Source organism: Rhizobium sp. YTUHZ045, from assembly GCF_051124255.1.
Taxonomy (GTDB): Bacteria; Pseudomonadota; Alphaproteobacteria; order Rhizobiales; family Rhizobiaceae; genus Rhizobium.
The window spans coordinates 236,128-260,314 of the sequence record NZ_CP101436.1; the positions used below are offsets into that span (position 1 = coordinate 236,128).

A 24,187-nucleotide genomic window follows, 5' to 3' on the forward strand; every position below is an offset into this window, starting at 1 on the left:
AGACGATAAACGCCCCGCCAAGAGGGCATTTTCAAGAGGTGGAACAATGAAGACCATGATGAAGCTTTTCCTTGCCGGCGTTGCTTTCGCCGGTCTCGTCGCCGCGGCGCATGCCGAGGACAAGCCGACGATCGAGATCATGTCGTCCTGGACGTCGGGCGGCGAAGCCGCGGCCCTTAACGTCATCAGAAGCGAATTCGAAAAGCGCGGGGGCGTCTGGAAGGATTCCTCGATCGCCGGTTTCGGCGCGGCCGATGCCGCCTTCCAGAACCGCATCGTTGCCGGTGACGCGCCGGGCGCCAAGCAGGGCGTCATCGGTCTTGCCGCCGCCGATTTCGTCAGCCAGGGGCTGTTCAATCCGATCGACGACGTGGCCGCCGCCGGCAAATGGGCTGATTCCCTGCCGAAATCGATCCATGATCTCATTTCCTATGACGGCAAGGTCTATCTCGCTCCAACAGGTGCTCATGGCGAAAGCTGGGTCTTCTATTCCAAGGAAGCCTTCGGCAAGGCTGGTATTGGGCAGGAACCGAAGAGCTGGGACGAGTTTTTCGCCGATCTCGACAAGCTCAAGGCCGCCGGCATCATCCCGGTCGCCTGGGGCGGCCAGCCCTGGCAGCAGACCAAGGTCTTCAACATGATCCTGCTCTCGCAGGTCGGGACCGACGGCTTCCTGAAGATCTATGCCGACAAGGACAAGAGCGAGGCATCCGTCGAGGGCGTGAAGAAGACGCTCGCAATCCTCGGCAAGCTGCGCGGCTATGTCGATGCGGGTGCGGCCGGCCGCAACTGGAACGACGCAACCGCCATGCTGATCACCGACAAGGCCGGCGTGCAGTTCATGGGCGATTGGGCCAAGGGCGAATTCACCGTCGCCGGCCAGGAGCCGGGCAAGGATTATGGCTGCATGATCGCTCCTGAATCCAAAGGTATGGTCTACATCGCCGATGCCCTCTGGTTCCCGAAGACCGGCAACGCCCAGACCGACAAGGCGCAGAAGCTTCTCGCCGAGGTCGTCATGGACCCGACCGTCCAGGTCGAATTCGCCCTCAAGAAGGGCTCGGTTCCGATGCGCTCCGATGTCGACAAGTCGAAACTCGATGCCTGCGCCCAAAAGGGTCTCGAACTGATGAGCGCCGGCGCCATCGTGCCGGATCAGGCGATCGTGCTCACGCCCCAGCAGGTCGGCGCGCTCGACGACTTCGTCGACGAATATTGGAGCGGCGGTTCGAACGACGCGGGGACCGCTGCCGAAAACTTCTTCGCCATCTTCGAGTAGGATCGTGCCCGTGGTGTCGGGCCGACCCCGATGGCCACGGCTGCCGGCCGCTGCGTGCTACGCGGCGGCGGGTGTTCCGCTTTCCATCCGTCAAAGAGCTGGCCGATGTCCGTCAAACGCAAGCGTAATCTTTCCGCGACCATCGCCCTCTTGCCGACATGGTTCGCCGCGGTCGTGGTCTTCATCGGCACCATGGCCTGGTCGATCCGGCTGTCCTTCACCAACTCCACACTCTTTCCGTCCTCGACCTATGTCGGCTTTGCACAGTATGCGAAGCTCTTCGCTTCCGCCAAATGGCTCGCCTCGCTGCAAAACGTCTTGATCTTCGGCGTCCTCTATGTGGCCGGCTGTCTGGTGCTCGGCTTCTTGCTGGCCGCAGCACTGGACCGCAAGATCCGCTTTGAAAGCGCCTTCAGGACGATCTTCCTCTATCCCTACGCCATGTCCTTCGTGGTGACGGGGCTGATCTGGCAATGGATGCTCAATCCGACACTCGGCATTCAGGCGAGTGTGCGTTCGCTTGGCTGGGAAAGCTTCGTCCTCGACTGGGTGGTCAATCGCGACACGGCGCTCTATGCGCTGGTGCTCGCCGGCGTCTGGCAGGGCGCGGGGCTCGTCATGGTGATCGCCCTTGCCGGCATACGTGGCATCGAGGCCGAGCAATGGAAGGCGGCGCGCATCGACGGCATTCCCGTCTGGCGCATCTATGTCTCCATCATTCTGCCCCAGCTCGGGCCGGCGCTCGCCGCTGCCGGCATGCTGCTCGCCATGGGCGTGATCAAGACCTACGACATCGTCGTCGCCATGACCAATGGCGGCCCCGGCAATGCCACCGAGGTGCCGGCAAAATTCATCATGGACAATCTGTTCGGGCGCCAGAATCTCGGCCTCGCCACAGCAGGCGCGACGGTGCTCGTCCTCGGCGTCGTCATCGCAGTCGCGCCGTTCCGTTACGCGATGCACATGCGCAACCAGGCAAAGGGAGGGGCGTGATGAACCAGCCTCACCCGAACGGGCCGAAGCCGGCACGGATCACGGCGGGACGCATCGGCCTTTATACCTTCTTGGTCGGCGCTGCGCTTTTCTTCCTTCTGCCGCTCTATACGATGGTCGTCACTTCGCTGAAGTCCATGGACGAAATCCGACTCGGGCAGATCTTTGCCCTGCCCGCCACGCTCGATTTCTCTGCCTGGGTGACCGCCTGGTCGGGGGCCTGCATGGGAACCGTCTGCGTCGGCATTCGTAGCGGCTTCTGGAATTCGGTGGCGATCACCGTTCCATCCGTCGCGCTCTCGGTCTTCATCGGCGCAGTCAACGGCTATGCGCTGTCGCTCTGGCGGCCGCGTGGGGCAAATGCGCTCTTCGGCCTGCTCATGGCCGGTGGTCTGATCCCCTATCAGATCTTCCTCTATCCGATGGTTCGCGCCATGGCGAATATCGGTCTCTATAATTCGCTCGCCGGCATCATTCTCGTCCATGTCATCTTCGGACTGCCGCTGGTGACGCTGCTTTTCCGCAACTATTTCGTCAGCGTGCCGGAGGAGCTCTGCAAGGCCGCGCGCGTCGACGGCGCCGGATTCTGGCGCATCTTCTTCGAGATCATGCTGCCGATCGCCGTGCCGATGGTGGTCGTGGTTTCGATGCTGCAATTCACCGGCATCTGGAACGACTTCCTGCTTGGCCTCGTCTTCGCCGGCCGGGACAACCTGCCGATGACCGTGCAGCTCAACAACATCGTCAACACCACGATGGGCGAGCGCACCTATAACGTGAACATGGCGGCGACGATCCTCACCGCCATCGTTCCGCTCGCCATCTATTTCCTGTCCGGCCGCTGGTTCGTGCGCGGCATCGCCGCCGGCGCAGTCAAGGGGTAACGTATTCCATGCAATCTGCCGTCTCCGTCAAGGATCTGAAGATCGCCTATGGCGACCATACAGTGATCGAGAAGATGTCGATCAATATCGCGCCGCGCGAATTCCTGGTGCTGCTCGGCCCTTCCGGCTGCGGCAAGTCCACGCTTCTGAACGCCATCGCCGGGTTGCAGGACATTACTGCAGGCGAAATCTGGATCTCGGGCAAGAATGTCAGCTGGGAGGAGCCGAAGGACCGTGGCATCGGCATGGTCTTCCAGTCCTACGCACTCTACCCGCGCATGTCGGTCCGCAAGAACCTCTCCTTCGGGCTTCGCGTCGCAGGCCTGCCAAAGGCCGAGATCGAGGCACGCGTCGCCCGCACGGCCGCGCTCCTCCATCTCGACACATTGCTCGACCGGCGTCCTGCCGAGCTGTCCGGCGGCCAGCGCCAGCGCGTCGCCATCGGCCGGGCACTGGTGCGAGAAGTGGATGTGTTCCTCTTCGACGAGCCGCTGTCGAATCTCGACGCCAAGCTGCGCAACGAATTGCGCGTCGAGATCAAGAAGCTGCATCAAAGCCTCGGCAATACCATGATTTACGTGACCCACGATCAGGTCGAGGCCCTGACGCTCGCCGACCGCATCGCCATCATGCGCGACGGCGTGATCCAGCAGCTCGCTTCGCCGGCCGAGATCTACCGCCGTCCGGCCAATCTCTTCGTCGCCGGCTTCATCGGTGCTCCGGCGATGAATTTCGTCGAGGGCCGGATCGAGCGCGGCGGCGGAGCACCCGTCTTCAGAAGCAACGGCCTAGCCGTCGACCTCACCGACTATGCCTTCCGCACGGCTGCCGTGGAAGGACCTGTTACGTTGGGCTTTCGCCCTGAGCACCTTGTGCTCGACGGGGCGGCAAGCGGGCTTCCCACCATTGCTGGCCGTGTTTCCGTCGTCGAGCCGATGGGTTCGGATGCCGTCGTCTGGTTCGACTGGGCGGAGCACAGTCTCTCCCTTCGTTTCATGGGCGACGTCGACTTCAAGCCCGGCGATGCCATGGCTCCGGGCCTTGATATCACCAAGGCGTCACTCTTCGCTGCCGATGGATCGCGGCTTTGACGCGCCATTCCTTTGCTTTCCCGCAATTTCGGATGTGCTTTGCGCTGCATTGAGGAATTGCTCCAGGACAGGATTTGAAAAGACATGTCTGAGATCGTTTATGATGCGCTGGTGATCGGCTCCGGCGCGGCGGGTTCCTTCGCGATCAAAGAGCTGACGGCCAAGGGCCTGTCGGTGCTGCTGCTCGAGGCTGGGCCGGCCGTCGGCCCCAGGGATTTCGACCCGGCACGCAAGAAGGCGCCGGCAAGCAGCATCAATATATGGGAGCGTGCGCGCGCCACCCTGAAGGGCCAGCCGATCCAGGCGCGGGCGGCCTTCTTTACCGAGCGCTTCAGCCACTTCTTCGTCAACGATCGCAAGAACCCCTATACGACGCCGAAGAACCAGCCCTTTCTCTGGATCCGCGGCCGCCAGGGCGGCGGGCGCCTGCACAGTTTCGGCCGCGTGCTGCTGCGCTGGACCGACGATGATTTCAAGATCCGATCGCGCACCGGAAAGGGCGTGGACTGGCCGATCTCCTATGACGAGCTTGCGCCCTTCTATGACGAAGTCGAAGCCTATCTCGAGCTCTACGGCAACAAGGACGATGTGCCGACCTTGCCAGACGGCGTCTATGCGAAGCCGGCAAGCCTCACGCCCGCCGAGCAGATATTCAAGCAGGCTGTAGAAAGCCGCTGGCCGGACCGGCGCGTCATCTCCTGGCGCTATATAGCGCCGGACGCCGAACGCATGCCGCGACCGCTGCGGGACGCAAAGGCGACCGGCCGGCTGACCGTCCGTTATGACGCCGTCGTGCGTCGCATCACCACCGACGAAAAAACCGGCCGCGCCACCGGTGCGGAATTCATCGATCGCAACACGGGCAAGGTTTCGACGGCTCGCGCCGCGACAATCGTGCTTGCGGCCTCGCCGATCGAGAGCGTGCGGCTGCTGCTGAACTCGGTATCGGCAAGACATCCTGACGGGCTCGGAAACAGCTCGGGCGCGCTCGGGCGCTATTTCATGGATCAGCTTCCATGCCTTGCCTTTGGCTCCTTTCCCAAGGCGAAGGGTTGGGCCGTTGACGATTCCGCTCCTGTCGATCCCTTCTACAATCCGTCGGGTGGCATCTTCATCCCGCGTTTCGACGAGGGTGACGCCGCCCGCGGCGATTTCGACTATCAGGGCAGCATCGGCAGGGCGCCGGTTTCAGAGGAGGCCGATGCGCGTCTCGCCTTCTTCGGCTTCGGCCGCATGCTGCCCTATGCCGACAATCGCATCACGCTCGATGGCAAGCGCAAGGACGCCTGGAATATTCCGGTGCCACACATTCGCTGCGTCATGCAGGAGGAGGAGCGGCGGCTGCTCCGCCGGCAGGAGGAGACGTTGATCGCCATGGTCAAAGAGGTCGGCGGCGATCTTGAATTCATCGGATCGCCCACCGGCCTCAAGGAGATGGGCAGAGGCGCCTTTCCCGACGCCGATGCCTTCAGCCGCTTCATGTTCCGCACATGGTTCCGCAAGACCATGTGCATGGGCGCAGCAATTCATGAAACCGGCGGTGCGCGCATGGGCGAAAGCCCGGAAGCTTCAGTGCTCAATCCCTACAATCAACTGTGGGATGCTCCGAACCTCATCGTCACCGACGCCAGCGCCTTTCCGGGCAGCGGCATCGCTGGCACGACGCTCACCGTCATGGCGCTGACGATCCGCGCTTGCCGCAACCTTGTCGACCATTACCGAACGGGGCTGCTCTAGGCACGCCTCCATCTCGTGTAGGCGGCGTCTAAAAAGTTCGCCGGCATGTGGAGTGGCGAAAGAGGCGAACAAGTGAACGAGCTGTGGGTTATCCAACCGTCACACTAACTTTGCAGTGACATGCTCCTGTCAACTGAGCAGGAAGGGAAAGCCCATGTCTAAAACACATCAGGACCAGCTCAGCCGGATAAAGGCCGAAATCGCCGACAGCTTCGATGAGGAGCTGGAAATGCAGCTGGAGGAAGACCGGCTGGACGATCTAGTCGTCGAAGGAATGACCGAACCGGCGGAGCAGACGCTCGATCGGAAGATCTATTTCCGCGAGCTGTTCCGGCTGCAGCATGAGCTGGTACGGCTGCAAGATTGGGTCCAGTACAAGCAATTGAAAGTGGTCGTGCTTTTCGAAGGCCGGGATTCGGCCGGCAAGGGTGGCGCGATCAAGCGCGTAACCCAAAGGCTCAACCCGCGCGTCTGCCGCACAGTGGCACTGCCTGCGCCGACCGAACGGGAGCGCCATCAATGGTATTTCCAGCGTTATGTCCCGCATCTTCCCACCGCCGGCGAGATCGTGCTCTTCGACCGCAGCTGGTACAATCGCGCCGGCGTCGAGCGCGTGATGGGCTTCTGCACTCCTGACGAACTCGAGGAGTTCTTCCGCTCGGTGCCCGAATTCGAACGGATGCTCGTCCGATCCGGCATCGTGCTGATCAAATACTGGTTCTCGATCACCGACGAGGAACAGGAATTCCGCTTCAAGATGCGCATCCACGATCCGCTGAAGCAGTGGAAGCTTTCGCCGATGGACATGGAAAGCCGCATCCACTGGGAGGAATATACCAAGGCCAAGGAAGAAATGCTGGCGCGCACACACACCAAGGAGGCGCCCTGGTGGGTGGTGCAGGCCGTCGACAAGAAGCGGGCGCGGCTGAACTGCATCGCCCATCTTCTTGATCAGATTCCCTATGAGGACGTGCCGAAGCCCGAGATCGAATTGCCGGATCGCATTCGTCATGCCGACTACATCAGGGCGCCGGTTCCGGCTGATATGTATGTGCCTGAGCGCTATTGAAAGCATAGCCGCAACAAGTCGGCTGCCGAAGCGTTGAAACCGAGACCGCATGGTCACTGGACCGTGCGGTCAACGCGTGTTTCCCAACGGCTGCATCGTGAAGTATAAAGACTGAGCGTCCTTCGGCCGATAATAAGGAGATGACGGGAGGTTGGTCATGACCGGCTTTTGGAGATTAATCGTTCAGGAGGTTGTGCTCTCGGCGATTCTGGCGGCCGGCAGTGTTATCGGCCTTCCCAAGCTTGCCGATCCGAACGCCAGTGCCAATTATCCTTTGGCAATCGTGGTTTTTCTGGCGATGTCAGCGGCCTTGGTGACTTATGAGCTTCTGACACGGAAGCCATCCTGATGCTCTCGTTTACCGGCCGGTTGGCGCAGCCAACAAGGTGCGGCCGACCGACAGATTGCGCCAGCACGTCCGGCAAGCTCGTTACGCAGCGCTAGAACACGGCCTAACGATTGCACCGCCGCGGCCGTCAGGCCGCGATGTCAGCCATATGGTTCAGCTCCTCGTCGGCATCATCCGGCAGCACCAATCCGGCAGCAGCGAGATTCTCCCTGAGATGTGCGAGCGACGACGTGCCGGGGATCAACAGGATATTGGCTGCGCGGCGCAACAGCCAGGCGAGCGCCACCTGCATCGGCGTGGCGCTCAGGCGTGCGCCGACATTGGAGAGTGTGGACGATTGCAGCGGCGTGAAGCCGCCAAGCGGGAAGAACGGCACATAGGCGGTGCCCTGACGGGCGAGTTCGTCGATGAGCGGGTCGTCGTTCCGATGCGCCAGATTGTACTGGTTTTGCACACAGACGATCTCGGTGATCCCGCGGCCTTCGGCGACCTGTTTCGATGTGGCGTTGCTTAAACCTATGTGACGGATCAGACCCTGCCGCTGGAGATCAGCCAGAACCGTCAGGGGTGCTTCTATCGAGCCTTCGGCCGGGCTATGCAGGTCAAATGCGATCCGGAGGTTGACGACATCAAGCACCTCGAGGCCGAGGTTGCGAAGATTGTCGTGAACCGCCTGCGTCAGTTCCTGGCGCGAGAAGGCCGGAATCCAGGACCCGTCCGCGCCGCGCCGCGCGCCGACCTTGGTGACGATGACGAGATCGTCGCCATAGGGATGGAGCGCTTCACGGATGATCTGGTTGGTTACGTGCGGGCCGTAGAAATCGCTGGTATCGATATGGTTCACACCGCTCGCGACCGCCTCGCGCAGCACCGCCAGGGCGGCGTCATGATCCCTGGGCGGACCGAACACGCCGGGGCCGGCGAGCTGCATGGCGCCATAACCCAGTCGGCTCACTTTGCGGTCGCCGATATTGAATGTGCCGGATTGATGAATGATGGACATGGTCGCGCTCCTTTCAACAGATGAGATCAAACTTACTCCTTGGCGGAGCGTCTGATAATTGAGTACAATCCGCACAGCCCGTGCGGAGTGGCGAACAGTGAGAGCAGATCTGAGTGACCTAAACGCCTTTGTTGCAGTGGCGCGGGCGGGTGGTTTTCGCGAGGCAGCGCGTGCCAGTGGCAGCAGCGCCTCCTTCTTGAGCGAAGCGGTGCGTCGCCTGGAGGCTGCTCTCGACGTCAGGCTCCTCAATCGCACGACGCGCAGCGTCGTTACGACCGAAGCGGGCAAGGGTCTGCTGGAGCGGCTCGGCCCTGCTTTGACGGAGGTGGAGGCCGCGCTCGACGTGGTCAACCGATTTCGCGACAGGCCGGCTGGCTCGCTGCGGCTCAATGTGCCGGTCAGCGCTGCGCGGCTGGTGCTGCCTGCCATCATCCCGCCATTCCTCGCCGCCTATCCCGACATTCGCCTGGAGATCGTCGCCGAGGAGAGCTTTGTCGACGTGCTCGCTGCCGGGTGCGACGCCGGCATCCGTTATGACGAGCGGCTGGAGCAGGATATGATCGCGATTCCGATTGGTCCGCGCCACCAGCGCTTTGCCACTGCAGCATCGCCTGCTTATCTCGACCACCACGGGCGGCCGCAACATCCGAGTGAACTCCTTGATCACGCCTGCTTGTTGGGCCGTTTTGCCAGCGGTGCGCTGACGACCCCATGGGAATATGAGCGGGACGGCGAGGTGGTGCGGGTCGAACCGACCGGCCCGTTAATCGTTAGGGTCGGTGGGGCGAGCGATCTTTCCGTCGACGCGGCGATAGCGGGCACAGGAATCGTCTGCATTTTCGAAGACTGGCTGCGCCCGCATCTTGACAGCGGCGTTCTCGAGCCCATCCTCGAGCCGTGGTGGCAGCGCTTTTCCGGGCCGTTTCTCTATTATCCCGGCCGGCGTCTGGTGCCTGCGCCGCTCAGGGCATTCATCGATTTTGTCAAGGCGTCGGCCAACCGGGCTTGACGTCGGTTGACGGAGCGGCATGCCTTCGGCCTCCGCGCCTATGTGTCAGAGTGTGACCTCGGCATTGTCGCCCATATCCGGTTTGCTGTTTGTGACCGCTGCGGCAGCCATTTTGATATAGCTGATGATGGTGCCGGGGCTGTCCCAATATTCAGCCGAAGACGGGGTAACCTTGAGGATGCGGATGGAGGGATCGTCGGGATTGTCCCACCATGCCTTTGCCGGCGTTGCCCACAATTCACGGATCTTCTCGCGATCGTTCTGCACCTCGGCCGTCCCCGACACGGAAAGATATTTCTGCGCCTTGGTGTCGGCAAAGGCCAGGCAGACGTTCGGCCAGCGGGCGACCTCGTCGTCCTTGTTACTGGCGAGATCAGTCAGAAAATAGACCGCGTTTTCAAGCTGCGCGCTATAGGCGGACATCGGCCGGGCGCGCAGATTGTCGCCGTTGCGGGTCGTCAACATGCAGAAGCCTATTCGGTCGATCAATTCCCATACCCGCGTCGCGTCATCCTGCTCGGCCATCGTCATCTCCATTTGTGCGAAAGACGGAGTAACCATCTGCTGGAGCCGATGTTCCCGAGGTTTTAGGTGGCCAACTCCCGGAAGGTGATCGAATAACGCAGCCGATCGACAGGGGGGATGGAATGCTCCCAGAGCGTTCTTGAGGCGCCGGCCATGAGATAGGCGGAGCCGGGTTCAAGCAGGAGCGATCGCCGCTGCCACTTGTCGCCGTTCCGGCGCCTCAGCCTGAAGGTGCAGGACGAAAGCAGGGAGATGCCGACGACCCGGCCGAACACGGATTTATCCTTGTGCCAGCCGATCGGCGCGCCGGGTGCGTATTCCGTCACGAGAGTATGTTCGAGCGCCTCCGGCACAATTTCCGCGAAGCGTGCGGCGATCTCGCGAATGGGGAGCAACCATGACGGTATCGCCTCTGCTTTTCTCATGCGTTGACTCTCGAAGTCGTATCTCCAGCCGAAGGAGACGGTCCTGCGTTTGCCTTCGAACCCATGGAAGTCGAAGGCTTTGAACGGCAGGACAGGTATTTCTTCGAGAGCCGAGCGCTGCAGATCGGCAGGCACAATATCCCGCGAATATTGGAAACCCTCGGGGAAACCGTCGTCTGCCCCGCCAAAGAGATCCTTCTGTGCCATCATGGTCACCGCTCGTTCCTCAATGCACGCTCGGAGTTTCCATGACCATCGCGAAATCCTCTGCGACCAATTCGCTGACTGCTATGAGGATTTCCTCCCGTGAAAAGCCCGACGTCACTGCGCGCTGGATCAATTCCTGCAAATCCGGCTCCACGACATCGCGGCAATCTGCGAGGCGTTCCTCCGAAATGGTGAGGCTATTCAATTCGTCCATTGTCTATCCTTTCGGGAAATGTCACCGCTGAGACCGGGGCAGGATTCTAACGCGCGGCGGTCCGCTTGCGCCCGACCAGCAGTCCTTCGCGCTGCATCTTCTTGCGTGCAGCCTTTCGCTGCCGGCTGATCGCCTGCGCTTTTTCCCGGACGCGGCGTTCGGACGGTTTCTCATAGGCGCGCCGTTCCTTCATTTCGCGGAACAGCCCTTCGCGCTGCATTTTCTTCTTCAAGGCCCTGAGGGCCTGATCGACATTGTTGTCTCTGACGAGTACCTGCATGTCGAATTCTCCTTGTTGCATGTGTCGATCGTCTTTCAGCCGAACTGCGCGGCGATCGGCGCCTGTATTCGGGCGGCTAAAGATGCTGAAATGCCTTTGAGGCTCCGGCAAGTTGGCAACATGCCGTCCTTTTGCGCTTGCCGGCCTACGACCGCAATCGCAGTCGCTGTGTTTCGTCGTTCAAAAAGAAATCCTCTGCCGGCCGCGGCCGAATTGATCGTTTGTTGCTGGGATTTCCCATAGCGCGCCCGGATGACGCATACCGCCGATCCTTTGCGTTCGTTGACGAGGCGGCACTGCTCGAGTGACCGACGGGATCGGGTTCGGCGCTAAAAATAGGTGTCGGCGATGGGGATTGCAATGGTGTGCAGGCACCATAAAGCAGCACCAGAAAAACGCCGCCGTAACCTAGTCGCCGCGGAAGTTCCTTCAAGTTTACCGCGTGTAAATTGTTCCAAATTGCTTCAAATTTGATTGAAGCGGCGTACGTAATGGTCGTTTTATGAAGCGGAGACACACGTTATAGGTGAATTTTAACCTTCCGTTAAATAACCCATTGACTTGAAGTATTAATAAGTTGTTAAAGAAGCCGCTCTCAAAGGTCAAATTGGACCGTTGATATACAATTTTAGGAGAAACTAATGGCTTCGCCGATTCACGCAACTGATGATAGTGCAACATTTCAAGAAACCGACGTAATTTCCGGAAATCTGCTTTCCAACGATTCGTCCGACAACGGACACTTGTTCCTGCGCGCCTTTGACGGCGCCAGTGTTGGCGCCAAGAGCGGCATGAGCCAGATCACCGAAATCCAGGGTGATTACGGCACGTTCTTCGTCAAGCCGGACGGCAGCTATACCTATGTTCTGAGCGATGCTGCCAAGATAGGCTTCACCAACGGTGAAACGCTGACCGAGCGGGTCACCTACAAGATTTCCGACGGCAGCGGTCATACCGATGTTGGCGTGTTCTCCCTGAACATACAGGGCGTTACCCAGGTAAAGCCGATCGCTGTTGACGATACCTACAGCTTCACCGAAGGCAGCGTCATCGGCGGCAACGTTCTCGACAACGACATTGCCGGCGACAACGGCAAGCTGTTTCTCCGTCAGTTCCTGAGCACGAAGGTGGACTCCAAGGCAGATGCCGTAACCGACGTTCAGGGCACCTACGGCATGTTCCACGTCAAGGCCGACGGCTCGTTCACCTATGATCTGACGAGTGATCTGAACGATGGGCAGACCTACACGGAAGTTCTCCGCTATTACAAGATCTCCGACGGGGAAGGCCACACGGACACTGCCCTGGTGACGCTCAACATCCTCGGCACGGACGCTCATCCCGACGGCGTCGGTGTTTGATCTGCAGCAATAGATCAGTGAGACAAGATGCCCGCCGCGCAATCGGCGGGCTTTTTTCTATGCGCCGTTCCTCAAAGATTGGCAGACATAACCCTTTTTAGCTAGTTCTTATAAAAGATCGGCAGACGTAGTCTCGATGTTCGGAGGACACGCCCTTGACCGAACACATCGAACCCAAGCAAATCGAAACGGACGATCTGACGAAAGTCTGGTCCGTAACCGAGTTCTGCGCTCGTCATCGGATAGATGGCGAGGAGCAAGTCTTGTTGCTCAAACTCTTTGGACCATTCGCGACAGCCTGCGAGTTGCTCCATAATGCCAGGCGTGCGCCTCGATACCGATGAGGTCCGCGCTCGCGACCGGCGACATCCCCCGCTTCCTTAGTTGATTTCGACTGGGCATCCCCGTGAACCGGCAGAAGCATCACCCGATCGGGTGACGTTCGTTGTCGCACTTCCGAGGGATTGGTGAATTCTCATCCGCCGTCATGCCCGCTGTGAGCTGGAGCGACCCTCCATGACCTCCCGGATCGGACAATCTCCTGAATTGCTCCTCACTCTTTGCACAAAATCTGCAATCCGGCGCGGCATCTTCCCGTCATGAGCAAAAACGACATTCCACTGCGCCTCACATCATTCCCCTTGCCGGATCGCCTTCGCAAGGACGGGTGGTGGCTGACCGAGGTTTCTGTCGAGGCAAGGTTGGGAAGTACGCTCATCGTGATCGAAAATCGGCATCCGCGAGAGGAGCACCAATGGACACAGCCGACATCCTGACACAACCGATGCCCATCAGGCGCGGCAGCGGCCGGGTCGCCACGCTGCTTGCGCTTGTGGCGCTTGCCGACTTTTTGATCTTTGGCCACGCGCCCGGGATAAATCTTTTCCTCTTTGCCGTCGCCGTTTGCGCAGGCATTCTGTTCGCGTCTCGGAAAACGCCGTCGCCAGCGAAAGCGGCGCTGCTGGTAGGCTTTCTGGTCCTGGCTTCGGCGCCCCTGCTGGAATCGTCTTCACTCACGGGCCTTGCCTTTTGCATCGGTGGGCTCATGTCGGTCGCTCTCGTCAGCGCCGAGCTGATGCCTCGTCGGCTAGCAGCCCTGCCCCGAGTCTTTCTTCGGTTCGCTCTCGTCATTCCTTTGCGGCTTGTCGAGAGCATCAAGAAATATCTTGCGACGCCGGGCAGACGCCTCTCCCTTGTCAGCGTTCGTCGGGGCATCGGTCTCTGGATCATGCCTGTCGTTCTCGCAGCGGTCTTCGTGTCTCTCTTTGCTGCTGCCAACCCGCTTATCGAGATCGCGCTGCGGAGCATCGATTTCGGCCTTCTGCTGCAGTTCCTCGATCCCTGGCGGATCGGCTTCTGGTTGTTAACCGCCATCGTGATTTGGGCGATGCTGCGGCCGCGCCTGAAGCGTCGCGTTGCGCGGTCGCAGGCCGGCAGGGCCTTCATGATAGTGCCCGCCAGAAATGCACTGCTCGGCCACGCCTCGCTGCTGCGGTCGCTCGTCCTGTTCAATGCCGTCTTTGCGGTTCAGACGCTCCTCGATCTCGTGTATCTCTGGGGCGGCGCGGATCTGCCCGATCACATGAGCCATGCTGAATATGCACATCGCGGCGCCTATCCCCTGATTGCGACCGCGCTTCTGGCCGCCGGCTTTGTCCTCGTTGCTATGCGGCGCGGCGGACCCGGCGATTATAGTCCGCTCATCCGCGGCCTCGTTCATGCCTGGATCGCCCAGAACGTCCTTCTCTGCCTGTCATCGATGCTGCGGCTTGGCCTTTATGTCGAAGCCTATTCGCTGACCGAACTGCGTGTCGCTGCCGGCCTTTGGATGGGGCTCGTCGCCATCGGCCTCGTGCTCATCCTGCTGCGCATTCTGCTCAACCGATCCAACCAGTGGCTGATCGCCGCTAACCTCGCCTCTCTCGCGACGGTTCTCTACATCAGCGCCTTCATCGATTTCCCAGCGTTCATCGCCCGCTTCAATATAATCCATAGCCAGGAAATCAGCCAGCAAGGCCTGCCGCTCGACCTTGCCTATCTCTCCTCGCTTGGTCCTTCCGTCATTCCGGCGCTCGATCTTTACCTCGGCATGCTGCCGGACCACATGGTCGACAAGAGGAATCAGGCGCTATCGATCCGATACGACCTCGTCAGGGATTTCGAACAGCACCCGCGCGATTGGCGTAGCTGGACTTTCCGGGTGGCCCGACTGGAGGCCTATCTTTTGGCCCCTGCAGCCATTGCAAGATAGAGCAAGAACGATAACAACAGGCACGACAACCAGTACAGGACCGGTGATGACGCCCCGCATTCTCGTCGTCGATGACGAGCCTCATATCCGCGATGTGATTTGCTTTGCCCTTGAACGCGCCGACTTGGCATCGATGGCGGCCCGCAACGGCACCGAGGCGATGGCGGCCTTCCGCCGCGGCAACATCGATCTGATCATTCTCGACATCGGTATGCCCGGTATGGACGGTCTGGAAGTCTGCCGTCAGATCCGCACGACCTCAGGATTGCCGATCCTGTTTCTGTCGGCGCGCGACGAGGAGATTGACAGGATATTGGGGCTCGAAATCGGCGGGGACGACTATGTGACGAAGCCTTTCAGCCCGCGTGAACTGGTGGCGCGGGTGAAGGCGATCCTGAAGCGCAGTGGCAATGAAGCGGGGCCTGACAGACGCCACGCCACGCTCGTCGCCGGCGAGCTCAGCCTGGATCGCGCCGGCAGGACCGTTATGTTCGGCAAGAGCGCTGTTGCGATGACGGCTCTCGAATTCGCCATCTTGGACGCATTACTGTCACGGCCCAGTATGGTCTTCAGCCGCGAGCAATTGATGGAGGCGGCCTACGGCGCCGGCACCTATGTCGCCGATCGCACGATCGACAGCCATATCCGCAACATCAGGGCCAAATTCGCTGCCGCCGGCGGCTCCGGACTCATCGCAACCGTTCACGGCATCGGCTTCAAGCTCGGCGGTGACATTGGGAGGAAGGCCTGATGCCGGCGCCGAAAGTCAGGGTGAAATGGCGGCCGCCGCTGGCGCTGATCGTCTACGCGGTGCTTCTCACGGTGATGGCGCTGCTTGCTCTGATTGTCATCTGGTTTCGCGCCACGGAGGCGAGCGCGAACCGGATGGAGCCGGTGGAGATCATCGCGCTCGTTGTCGTCCTCGTGCTGACGCTCGCCGTCGCCTATGTGCTGACGCGCACCATCACCGGCCCCATCGACGCCCTGATCGCCCTGACGGATGAGATCGCCCGCGGCGGCAAGGCAGCAATCCGTCCGCTTGAAAGCTATGGGACGCGGGAGATCGCCGTGTTGTCGCAGAGTTTCCTCGATCTGGCGGGAAAACTGGTCGACCGCACCGAATATGTCCGCTCCTTTGCCGCCCATGTGTCCCACGAATTGAAATCGCCGCTGACGGCCATTCGGGGCGCGGCGGAGTTGTTGCGTGATGATGATGCCGAGAGGCCGATGACGAAGGCGCAACGCCTGCACTTTTTGGACAACATCGCCGCTGACGCTGTCCGTCTCGACGCGTTGCTGCAGCGGCTGAGGGAACTTGCACAGGCGGAAATGCCGATGACCGGGGGCGGAAGCAGCATTGCAAGCGTCATGGCCCTACTGCGCCAGCGATTTCCTGCCCTAGATATCTTAGGCGCAGGCGATACGGAGGCATTGATTGCCCTTCCAGAGGAGGCTGCAATCATCGTCTTCGCCAACCTTGCCGACAACGCCCTTCAGCACGGCGCAGCGCTACTTGAATTCACAGTGTCTGCCGACGCCCGAACAGCACTCATTCTCGTCCGTGACGATGGTAGCGGTATTTCCGAGGCAAACCGCGATCGCATCTTTCAGCCGTTCTTCTCGACCCGCCGCGAAGAGGGCGGCACCGGCATGGGCCTCGGCATCGTCCATACCATGCTGAGCTCCCACGGCGGCACGATCCGCGTTCGGCAGACGACCGGCGTCGGCGCTGAATTTGAAATTGCGATACCCTTGCTTTCCCAGCGCGGCTGAGGAGATCGCGCCGTCAGCTTTTCAGATAGCTGACGACGGCATCGGCGATCATTCCGCGATGGCGTTCGATGGTGTCACCGTCGGAGAGATTGCGCCGGAAGATCGTGCCGAAAGTATAGCGGTTCGAGACGCGGAAGAAACAGAAGGCGCTGATCATCATATGGATGTCGATCGGGTCGGCCTTCCTCTGGAAGACGCCCTGGTCGAAGCCGCGCTCCAATATGCCGGCAATGGTTTCGATGACGGAGACGTTGAGATCGCGGATAGCCTCGGAGCGAAGCATATGGGCGGCATGATGGATGTTCTCGATGCTGACGAGGCGGACGAAATCGGGATTGGCCTCGTCGTGATCGAAGGTCGTTGAAATCAGTGTCCGCAACGCCTCTTCCGGCTCGAGATTGGACAGATGCAGATCGGATTCCAGCGAGCGTATCTTGCGGTAGGACTGCTCGAGCACGGCAAGATAGAGCCCTTCCTTGCTGCCGAAATAATAATAGATCATCCGCTTCGAGGTGCGCGTCTTCTCGGCGATGGAGTCGACGCGGGCGCCGGCAAGCCCATGGGTAGAGAATTCCTCGGTTGCAACGAGGAGAATATCTTCCTTCGTCTGCTGTGGATCGTTCTTCCGCCCGTTTTCGCCCCGTTCCGTCATGAGCCTGATTACCGCACTTTCTAATCTATTGGTTTGTTTCTCGAATTCCGGCTTTCGGCTTCACTGAAGCAAGTGTCTTCTGGACCCGTCTCCGCCAGTCTTATTCACGTTGCAGGCATGTTTCAATAGATGCCGCTTGACATACGAACTAGTTAGTACATTTTGGAGAAGCGAACAGTGGAGGAATTGATCGCGACGCTAATATTTGGTCACGACGTGCATTCGCGGGTCTGACGACGGTCGGCCGGCAAGGGCAAGGCTACGCTTGGGAGGAGCGAATGACCCGTATCATCGAATATTATTTCTTCGCGCTGAAGGTGACGATCGCGCTGCTACTGGCAGGTATGGTCCTGCTGGTTTTCGGCAATGTCGTACTTCGTTACGCTTTCAACCAGGGCATCACCTCTTCGGAAGAACTGTCGCGCATTTTTTTCATATGGCTGACTTTCCTCGGCGCCGTCGTGGCGATGCGCGAGCATGCCCATCTCGGCGTCGACTCCCTCATCATCCGCCTCCCGAAACCGCTCGCGAAGCTTGCAGTGCTCCTCGGTTATGGAATGATGCTGGTCGCCACTTGGCTGATGATCAGCGGCAGCTGGGCCCAGACGCTGATCAACCTTCACGTCTCGGCCCCGGCGACCGGCATTTCGATGGGCGTTTTCTACGGCGCGGGGCTCGCCTTTGGCGTGCCGGCCTTTTTCATCCTTCTCTGGGACGCTTTTGCCATCGTGACCGACCGCATCGATGTGACGACCGCCGGGCTTGTGCGCGACAGCGAGGAAGAGGCGGCACTTGAAGATCCCGCGCAGACGGCCTTCCCCGTTCTCAAGCCGAAGCACTGAGGAGCGCGTCATGACTGTCACGATCTTCCTCGGCGCCCTTCTCGGTCCGATGGCGCTCGGCGTTCCGATCGCCTTTGCCCTCATCATCACAGGTGTGGCGCTGATGATGTATCTCGGCATGTTCGATGCGCAGATCGTCGCGCAGAACGTGCTGAACGGCGCCGACAGCTTTCCGCTGATGGCCGTGCCCTTTTTCCTTCTCGCCGGGGAGGTGATGAACACGGGCGGTCTTTCGCGCCGTATCGTCAATCTCGCCATGGCCATGGTCGGCCATATCAGGGGCGGCCTCGGCTTCGTCGCCATCTTCGCGGCCTGCGTGCTGTCGAGCCTCTCCGGCTCGGCTGTCGCCGATGCGGCCGCACTTGGCGCCCTGCTCTTCCCGATGATGCTGAAATCGGGCCATGATCCTGCTCGCGCCGGCGGCCTGCTTGCTTCGGCCTCGATCATCGGCCCGATCATCCCGCCCTCTATCGGCTTCATCCTTTATGGCGTCATCGGCGGCGTCTCGATCACCAAGCTGTTCCTGGCGGGCATTTTCCCCGGCCTGATGATCGGCGCGGCGCTTTGCGTCACCTGGCTGATCGTGGCGCGCAAGGAGCAGTTCGCTCTGCCGCCGAAGCAGAGCGGTGCGGTGCGGATGAGGGCATTCGCCGAAAGCATCTGGGCGCTGATGCTTCCCGTTATCATCATCGTTGGCCTGAAATTCGGCGTGTTCACGCCGACCGAAGCCGGCGTCGTCGCGGCGGTCTATTCGCTCTTCGTGTCGATGGTCGTCTATCGCGAGCTGCCGCCGTCGCGGCTGTTCGAAGTCTTCGTTGCCGCCGCGAAAATCACCTCGGTGGTGATGTTTCTGGTGGCCTGCGCCGCCGTCTCGGCCTGGCTGATCACCGTCGCCGACGTACCCGGCGAACTTGCGTCGCTCGTCGAACCGCTGATGGACAATCAGACACTGCTGCTGCTTGCCATCATGGTGCTTATCGTCGTCGTCGGTACCGCAATGGACATGACGCCGACGATCCTGGTCATGACGCCGGTGCTGATGCCCATCATCAAGCAGGCGGGGATCGATCCTGTCTATTTCGGCGTGCTGTTCATCATCAATAATTCGATCGGGCTGATAACGCCGCCAGTCGGCACGGTTCTCAACGTCATCTGCGGCGTGTCGAAGCTTTCGATGGAGGATCTGATGAAGGGCGTCATCCCCTTCATGTTCGCCGAACTGCTCGTTCTTTTTCTGCTCGTCCTTTTCCCCGCGCTGGTGACCGCCCCGGTTGCCTGGTTCGGGCACTGATTTCGCCGCTGACGGCGATGGAATTTCAACGCGGCCGGAGGGAGATGCCGGTCCTATCCTGGGAGGAAAACATGCTGAACAGATTGACGAAACTGGCGCTGGGACTGGCTCTGCCGATTGCGCTTCTGGCAAGCGGCCCTGCCGTGGCAGAAATCCGCGAGCACAGCCTCAAATTCGCCGCCGCCAATAATAAGGGCCATCCCCAGGTCATGGGCATGGAGAAGTTCGCCGAGCTGGTGAAGGAAAAGAGCGGCGGCAAGATCGAGGTCAAGCTGTTTCCGGGCGGCGTGCTCGGCGGCGACGTCCAGACGGTGTCGGCGCTGCAGGGCGGCGTCATCGAGATGACGGTGCTCAACGCCGGTATTCTCGCAAGCAACGTCAAGCAGTTCGGCGCGGTCGACCTGCCCTTCCTCTTCAACAGCGGCGAAGAGGCCGACAAGGTGATGGACGGCGCGTTCGGCACCGACCTGATGAAGCTCCTGCCCAATACCGGCCTCGTCGGTCTCGGCTATTGGGAACTCGGCTTCCGCAATCTCACCAACAACCGTCATCCCGTCACCAAGCTCGAGGATATTAAAGGCCTGAAGATCCGCACGATCCAGTCGCCGATCCCGATCGAGCTCTTTAACAGCCTCGGCGCCAATGCGGTGCCGCTGCCCTATACGGAACTCTATACAGCGCTTGAGACCGGCACCGTCGACGGTCAGGAGAACCCGGCCGCCAACATCATCAACGCCAAGTTCTTCGAAGTGCAGAAGTACATGACGGTCACCCGTCACCAGTACAATCCGCAGATCGTTCTCATCAGCAAGAAGTTCTGGGATGGCCTGAACGATGAGGAAAAGGCGGTCTTCCAGTCGGCGGCGACGGAAGCCCGCGACTATCAGCGCAAGGTGTCCAGGGAGAAGGATGCCAACGCGATCGCGGAAATCAAGAAGACCGGCATGGAAGTCGTCGAGCTCAGCCCGGAAGAAACGCAGAAGATGCGCGACGCCGTCAAGCCGCTGATCGACAAGTTCACCGCTCAGATCGGCGCGGAAACCGTCACGCAGCTCTTCAAGGAGCTCGACACGGTTCGCGGCAAGTAAGCGAATCAGGGCTCGCAGCGATCCTGCGGGCCTTTACCATCATGAGAGAAACGGAACTGACGTATGGCCGAGACACTGCTGAAACCGTTGAAGGCCGGGCTGATCGGCTCCGGTATCCAGGCTTCGCTGACGCCTGCCATGCATATGGAGGAAGGTGCGGCCCAGGGGCTGGACTACGATTATGAGCTGATTGATCTCGTCAAGCTGAATGCCTCGCCTGCCGATCTTTCGCGGCTGGTCGCGGATGCCGAAGAGCGTGGTCTGGCCGGCCTCAACATCACCCATCCCTGCAAGCAGCTCGTCATTGCCCTGCTCGACGAGCTGTCGCCGGAAGCCAGGGCGCTCGGCGCCGTCAACACCGTGGTCCTCAAGGACAGCAGGCGCTTTGGGCATAATACAGACTGGTGGGGCTTCGCCGAAAGCTTCCGGCGCGGGCTGCCGCAAGTCGATCTTTCCTCGGCCGTGCAGCTCGGAGCAGGCGGAGCGGGTGTCGCAACCGCCTATGCGATCCTGACGCTCGGCCTGAAGAGGCTGACGGTATTCGATCGCGAGCATGAGCGTGCCATCGATCTGGCGGAAACGATGTCCGCGCTCTTTCCCAGTGCGTCGATCGCCGCCGGCAGCGATCTTGCTGTCGCGATGAAGGCGGCTTCCGGCTTGATCCATGCGACGCCGACCGGCATGGCCAAATATCCCGGCACGCCGCTTCCGCCCGAACTTCTGGAAAGGCGGCATTGGGTTGCCGAAATCGTGTACTTCCCCCTGGAGACCGAGCTATTGTTGCAGGCGAGGCAGCGTGGCTGCCGGACGCTCGATGGCGGCGGCATGGCGGTCTTTCAGGCGGTTGGCGCCTTTCGTCTGATCACCGGCAAGGAGCCTGACGCCGGTCGCATGCTCGCGCATTTCAAGACCATGACGTCTTAACGCTACCCGCAAGGACCACTGCGATGAAGACATCGATTGCGACTGTTTCGCTGAGCGGCGACCTCCGTGACAAGCTGGAGGCGATCGCCAAGGCCGGCTTCGACGGGGTGGAGATATTCGAGAACGACTTCCTGATCTTCGACGAAAGCCCGAAGGAGGTCGGCCGGATCGTGCACGATCTCGGCATGGAGATCACGCTCTTTCAGCCGTTCCGCGATTTCGAAGGCATGCCCGAGCCGCTGCGCAGCCGCACCTTCGATCGGGCCGAGCGCAAGTTCGACCTCATGCAGGAAATGGGTACCGACCTCGTCCTCGTCTGTTCGAATGTTTCGCCGGCTTCGCTCGGTGGTCTGGACCGGGCGGCGGCCGATTTTCATGAACTCGGCGAGCGCGCCGCGAAACGCGGTCTGCGCGTCGGCTACGAAGCGCTTGCCTGGGGCCGCCACATTCATGATCACCGCGACGCCTGGGAAATCGTCCGGCGGGCCGATCATCCGAATGTCGGCTTGATCCTCGACAGCTTTCACACGCTGTCGAGGAAGATCGACGTCAACTCGATCCGGTCGATCCCGAAGGAAAAGATCTTCATCATTCAGCTTGCCGACGCGCCGTCGATCGACATGGACCTGCTCTATTGGAGCAGGCACTTCCGCAACATGCCTGGTGAAGGCGACCTGCCGGTACTTGATTTCATGAAGGCTGTGGCGGCGACCGGCTATGACGGCTATCTCTCGCTGGAGATCTTCAACGACCAGTTCCGCGGCGGTTCGCCGAACGCGATTGCTGTCGACGGTCGTCGTTCGCTGATCTATCTCGGAGACCAGGTGAAGCGGCAGCAGCCGGAAAGCGCCCTGCCGGTGCCCGCCATGCCGCCACGCGCTTTCGTCGAGGGCATCGCCTTCATCGAGTTCACTGCCGATGAAGACGAGGCGCCGGAACTGGAAGCGCTGTTTGCGAGCCTCGGTTTCCGCAAGGCGGCCAAACACAAGACCAAGCGGGTAACGGTCTTCCGCCAGGGTGCCATTAATCTCGTCGTCAATACCGAGCGGAAAGGTTTTGCCAGCGCCTCCTATGCCGTGCACGGCACTTCGGCCTACGCCGCCGGGCTTATGGTCGACGATGCCAAGGCGGCCTTGCAACGCGCGATGGCGCTCGGCGCCGAACGCTTCGAACAATCGCTCGATGCCGGCGAGATCGAGATGCCGGCGGTGCGTGGTGTCGGTGGCGGCGTCCTCTATTTCCTTGACCGCAAATCCGAGCTTGGCCGCATCTGGGAGATCGAATTCGATGCGATCGAGGATGATGTCGCTCCGCAGCCGGCGGGACTGCAATCGATCGATCATATGGCGCAGACGATGAAATACGAGGCGCTGCTGACCTGGCTGCTGTTCTACACCTCGCTCCTCGAGGCTGAGAAGACGCCGATGGTTGATATCGTTGATCCCTCCGGCATCGTCCGCAGCCAGGTGGTGGAAAATCGGGAAGGTTCTTTGCGCATCACCATGAACGGCGCGGAAAACCGCAACACTCTGGCCGGCCGCTTCATCGCCGAAACCTTCGGCTCCGGCATTCAACATCTCGCCTTCAGGACCGACGACATTTTTGCGACCGCCGCCGCGCTTGCCGCAAACGGTTTCGTCCCGCTGGCTATTTCGCCAAACTATTATGACGATCTCGAAGCCCGCTTCGGGCTCGACGCCGAATTCGCCGATCGCCTCAAGGCCAACAACATCCTCTACGACCGCGATGATTATGGCGAGTATTTCCAGCTCTACAGCCCGACCTATGGCGAGGGTCTGTTCTTCGAGATCGTCGAGCGGCGCAGTTATCGCGGCTATGGCGCTGCGAACGCCATCTTCAGGATTGCCGCGCTGAGGAAACATTTGAGGCCGCCGGGACTACCCCGCGCCTGAGAGACGATCTCAGGCTGAAGCTCGCAGCATCAGTTCGGCATTGAGAAGAATGCGGCCCGCCGGTGCGGCGGGCCCCTCCCCTTCGCCGAGCCGTTCGAGCAGCAGTTCGATCGCCAGCCTGCCGATCTCGTTATAGTTCTGCGCAACTGTCGTTATCGGCGGACAGGCGTATCGGGAAAGAGGATGGTCGTCATGTCCCGCCACGCGCAGGTCACAATTGGGGCCGTGGCCAACCTTGAGGCCCTGCTGGAAGGCGGCGGCGATGACGCCGAAAGCGACGCGGTCGTTGGCGCAGAGCACGGTTCGCGTCGGGAAGCCCCGGCCAGACGTCAGGATGCGGGTTGCCTCCTCGAAGCCGAAACGCTCGAAATCCCAGCTCTTGCTATCCGCAAGCTCGACAATGCTCGGTGCCATGCGGAATTGCTCCATCGCCTCCAGGTACGCCGTCTGGCGTGTCAGGGCGTTGGTGTTGACATGCGGCATGCCGAAGTAGCAGGGCGGCTCGCCCGAGCGGCAGAGATAGTCGACGATCAGGCTGAAACTCTGGCGATTGTTGGTGCCGACGAAAGAGGACGTCTCATCGAGCGGCGAGTCCACATAGATGAGGGGCACGCTGCGGCCGAGCTCGTCGAGCGTCGCATGATGCGACTCGACGCCGAGCGGAGCGATGATCGCGCCGGCGACATTCATCGATTTCAGCGTCTTGATCGCCCGGTCTTCCATCTCGGCCTTGCCGTCCGACGACAGGACGAAGGCGAGGAAGCCCGTCTCGTTGGCGATCAGTTCGATGCGGCGGGTGAGCGCCATATAGAAGGGGTCGGTGGAATTGGGAATGATGACGCCGAGGATGTTACTGCGCCGGCGGTTGAGATTGACGGCGAATATATTCGGCCGAAATCCCGATTTTTTCAGCGCCTGCTCGATCGTCTCCCGGGTCTTTTGACGCACGGACATCGGATCGCTGAAATATTTGGAGACGGTGGGACGCGACAGGCCGACGAACTCGGAAAAGTCCTCCATGGTTTTG

25 protein-coding genes are annotated in these 24,187 nt (G+C 60.6%); 18 read left to right on the forward strand and 7 right to left on the reverse strand.

Going from position 1 to position 24,187, the window contains the following annotated elements; all coding sequences use genetic code 11:
• Positions 1-46 precede the first annotated feature (46 nt).
• From NMA58_RS32535 to NMA58_RS32565, 7 genes are all read left to right on the forward strand, one after another.
• Positions 47-1,279 carry an ABC transporter substrate-binding protein gene (locus tag NMA58_RS32535; protein WP_434715113.1) on the forward strand — a complete coding sequence of 411 codons (1,233 nt, stop codon included), beginning with the start codon at positions 47-49 and terminating at the stop codon, positions 1,277-1,279.
• Positions 1,280-1,384: 105 nt separating this feature from the next.
• Complete coding sequence (locus NMA58_RS32540; RefSeq protein WP_434715114.1) at positions 1,385-2,272, forward strand: carbohydrate ABC transporter permease; 888 nt, start codon at positions 1,385-1,387, stop codon at positions 2,270-2,272.
• On the forward strand, positions 2,272-3,156 hold the full coding sequence (locus NMA58_RS32545; RefSeq protein WP_085780761.1) for a carbohydrate ABC transporter permease: 885 nt from the start codon (positions 2,272-2,274) through the stop codon (positions 3,154-3,156). Before NMA58_RS32540 ends, NMA58_RS32545 begins: the two co-directional genes overlap by 1 nt.
• Before the next feature lie 8 nt (positions 3,157-3,164).
• Complete coding sequence (locus NMA58_RS32550) at positions 3,165-4,247, forward strand: ABC transporter ATP-binding protein (protein WP_434715115.1); 1,083 nt, start codon at positions 3,165-3,167, stop codon at positions 4,245-4,247.
• An 84-nt stretch (positions 4,248-4,331) separates the two neighbouring features.
• A complete protein-coding gene (locus NMA58_RS32555; protein ID WP_434715116.1) occupies positions 4,332-5,984 on the forward strand; it encodes a GMC oxidoreductase in 1,653 nt (550 codons plus the stop codon).
• Between the two features lie 154 nt (positions 5,985-6,138).
• Positions 6,139-7,053, forward strand: a complete 915-nt coding sequence (ppk2, locus tag NMA58_RS32560; protein ID WP_434715117.1) for a polyphosphate kinase 2 — start codon at positions 6,139-6,141, stop codon at positions 7,051-7,053.
• A 157-nt stretch (positions 7,054-7,210) separates the two neighbouring features.
• On the forward strand, positions 7,211-7,402 hold the full coding sequence (locus NMA58_RS32565; RefSeq protein WP_434715118.1) for a hypothetical protein: 192 nt from the start codon (positions 7,211-7,213) through the stop codon (positions 7,400-7,402).
• Positions 7,403-7,529: 127 nt separating this feature from the next.
• Here the strand turns inward: NMA58_RS32565 and NMA58_RS32570 are convergent, their stop codons facing one another.
• Positions 7,530-8,405: an aldo/keto reductase family oxidoreductase gene (locus NMA58_RS32570; RefSeq protein ID WP_434715119.1), complete on the reverse strand. Its 876-nt coding sequence runs from the start codon at positions 8,403-8,405 to the stop codon at positions 7,530-7,532.
• Positions 8,406-8,502: 97 nt separating this feature from the next.
• Here NMA58_RS32570 and NMA58_RS32575 point away from each other — a divergent pair, with 97 nt between their 5' ends.
• On the forward strand, positions 8,503-9,414 hold the full coding sequence (locus NMA58_RS32575; protein WP_434715120.1) for a LysR substrate-binding domain-containing protein: 912 nt from the start codon (positions 8,503-8,505) through the stop codon (positions 9,412-9,414).
• A 45-nt stretch (positions 9,415-9,459) separates the two neighbouring features.
• Here the strand turns inward: NMA58_RS32575 and NMA58_RS32580 are convergent, their stop codons facing one another.
• The 4 genes from NMA58_RS32580 to rpsU form a co-directional block, all read right to left on the reverse strand.
• Positions 9,460-9,939, reverse strand: coding sequence for a pyridoxamine 5'-phosphate oxidase family protein (locus tag NMA58_RS32580; protein ID WP_285193953.1), 480 nt, complete (start codon positions 9,937-9,939; stop codon positions 9,460-9,462).
• 62 nt (positions 9,940-10,001) lie between these two features.
• Entirely contained in the window at positions 10,002-10,571 is a 570-nt protein-coding gene (locus tag NMA58_RS32585; RefSeq protein ID WP_434715243.1) for an alpha-ketoglutarate-dependent dioxygenase AlkB, read from the reverse strand.
• Positions 10,572-10,590: 19 nt separating this feature from the next.
• Positions 10,591-10,785, reverse strand: coding sequence for a hypothetical protein (locus NMA58_RS32590; protein WP_434715121.1), 195 nt, complete (start codon positions 10,783-10,785; stop codon positions 10,591-10,593).
• 46 nt (positions 10,786-10,831) lie between these two features.
• On the reverse strand, positions 10,832-11,065 hold the full coding sequence (gene rpsU, locus NMA58_RS32595; RefSeq protein ID WP_011427834.1) for a 30S ribosomal protein S21: 234 nt from the start codon (positions 11,063-11,065) through the stop codon (positions 10,832-10,834).
• Between the two features lie 641 nt (positions 11,066-11,706).
• On the opposite strand from rpsU, the gene NMA58_RS32600 reads away from it, so the two are divergent.
• The 5 genes from NMA58_RS32600 to NMA58_RS32620 all read left to right on the forward strand — a co-directional run bounded on the left by NMA58_RS32600 (position 11,707) and on the right by NMA58_RS32620 (position 16,450).
• The gene (locus NMA58_RS32600) at positions 11,707-12,426 is read left to right on the forward strand and encodes an Ig-like domain-containing protein (RefSeq protein WP_434715122.1); all 720 of its coding nucleotides are present in this window, start codon (positions 11,707-11,709) and stop codon (positions 12,424-12,426) included.
• 155 nt (positions 12,427-12,581) lie between these two features.
• Complete coding sequence (locus NMA58_RS32605; RefSeq protein WP_434715123.1) at positions 12,582-12,770, forward strand: hypothetical protein; 189 nt, start codon at positions 12,582-12,584, stop codon at positions 12,768-12,770.
• Positions 12,771-13,180: 410 nt separating this feature from the next.
• On the forward strand, positions 13,181-14,677 hold the full coding sequence (locus tag NMA58_RS32610) for a DUF4153 domain-containing protein (RefSeq protein WP_434715124.1): 1,497 nt from the start codon (positions 13,181-13,183) through the stop codon (positions 14,675-14,677).
• 46 nt (positions 14,678-14,723) lie between these two features.
• Complete coding sequence (locus NMA58_RS32615; protein WP_430960909.1) at positions 14,724-15,428, forward strand: response regulator; 705 nt, start codon at positions 14,724-14,726, stop codon at positions 15,426-15,428.
• Positions 15,428-16,450, forward strand: coding sequence for a sensor histidine kinase (locus tag NMA58_RS32620; protein ID WP_434715125.1), 1,023 nt, complete (start codon positions 15,428-15,430; stop codon positions 16,448-16,450). Before NMA58_RS32615 ends, NMA58_RS32620 begins: the two co-directional genes overlap by 1 nt.
• 13 nt (positions 16,451-16,463) lie before the next feature.
• Here NMA58_RS32620 and NMA58_RS32625 read toward each other — a convergent pair whose 3' ends face one another.
• On the reverse strand, positions 16,464-17,102 hold the full coding sequence (locus NMA58_RS32625; RefSeq protein WP_430960907.1) for a TetR/AcrR family transcriptional regulator: 639 nt from the start codon (positions 17,100-17,102) through the stop codon (positions 16,464-16,466).
• Between the two features lie 278 nt (positions 17,103-17,380).
• Between NMA58_RS32625 and NMA58_RS32630 the strand changes: the two genes are divergently transcribed.
• The 5 genes from NMA58_RS32630 to NMA58_RS32650 all read left to right on the forward strand — a co-directional run bounded on the left by NMA58_RS32630 (position 17,381) and on the right by NMA58_RS32650 (position 23,160).
• Positions 17,381-17,944 carry a TRAP transporter small permease gene (locus NMA58_RS32630; protein WP_430960906.1) on the forward strand — a complete coding sequence of 188 codons (564 nt, stop codon included), beginning with the start codon at positions 17,381-17,383 and terminating at the stop codon, positions 17,942-17,944.
• A 10-nt stretch (positions 17,945-17,954) separates the two neighbouring features.
• Complete coding sequence (locus tag NMA58_RS32635) at positions 17,955-19,235, forward strand: TRAP transporter large permease subunit (RefSeq protein ID WP_430960905.1); 1,281 nt, start codon at positions 17,955-17,957, stop codon at positions 19,233-19,235.
• Between the two features lie 71 nt (positions 19,236-19,306).
• The gene (locus NMA58_RS32640) at positions 19,307-20,323 is read left to right on the forward strand and encodes a TRAP transporter substrate-binding protein (RefSeq protein WP_434715126.1); all 1,017 of its coding nucleotides are present in this window, start codon (positions 19,307-19,309) and stop codon (positions 20,321-20,323) included.
• A 63-nt stretch (positions 20,324-20,386) separates the two neighbouring features.
• Entirely contained in the window at positions 20,387-21,247 is an 861-nt protein-coding gene (locus NMA58_RS32645; protein ID WP_434715127.1) for a shikimate dehydrogenase, read from the forward strand.
• Positions 21,248-21,270: 23 nt separating this feature from the next.
• Positions 21,271-23,160, forward strand: a complete 1,890-nt coding sequence (locus tag NMA58_RS32650) for a bifunctional sugar phosphate isomerase/epimerase/4-hydroxyphenylpyruvate dioxygenase family protein (protein ID WP_434715128.1) — start codon at positions 21,271-21,273, stop codon at positions 23,158-23,160.
• Between the two features lie 9 nt (positions 23,161-23,169).
• On the opposite strand, the gene NMA58_RS32655 is transcribed toward NMA58_RS32650, so the two are convergent.
• Complete coding sequence (locus NMA58_RS32655; protein WP_430960935.1) at positions 23,170-24,180, reverse strand: LacI family DNA-binding transcriptional regulator; 1,011 nt, start codon at positions 24,178-24,180, stop codon at positions 23,170-23,172.
• Positions 24,181-24,187: the final 7 nt, after the last annotated feature.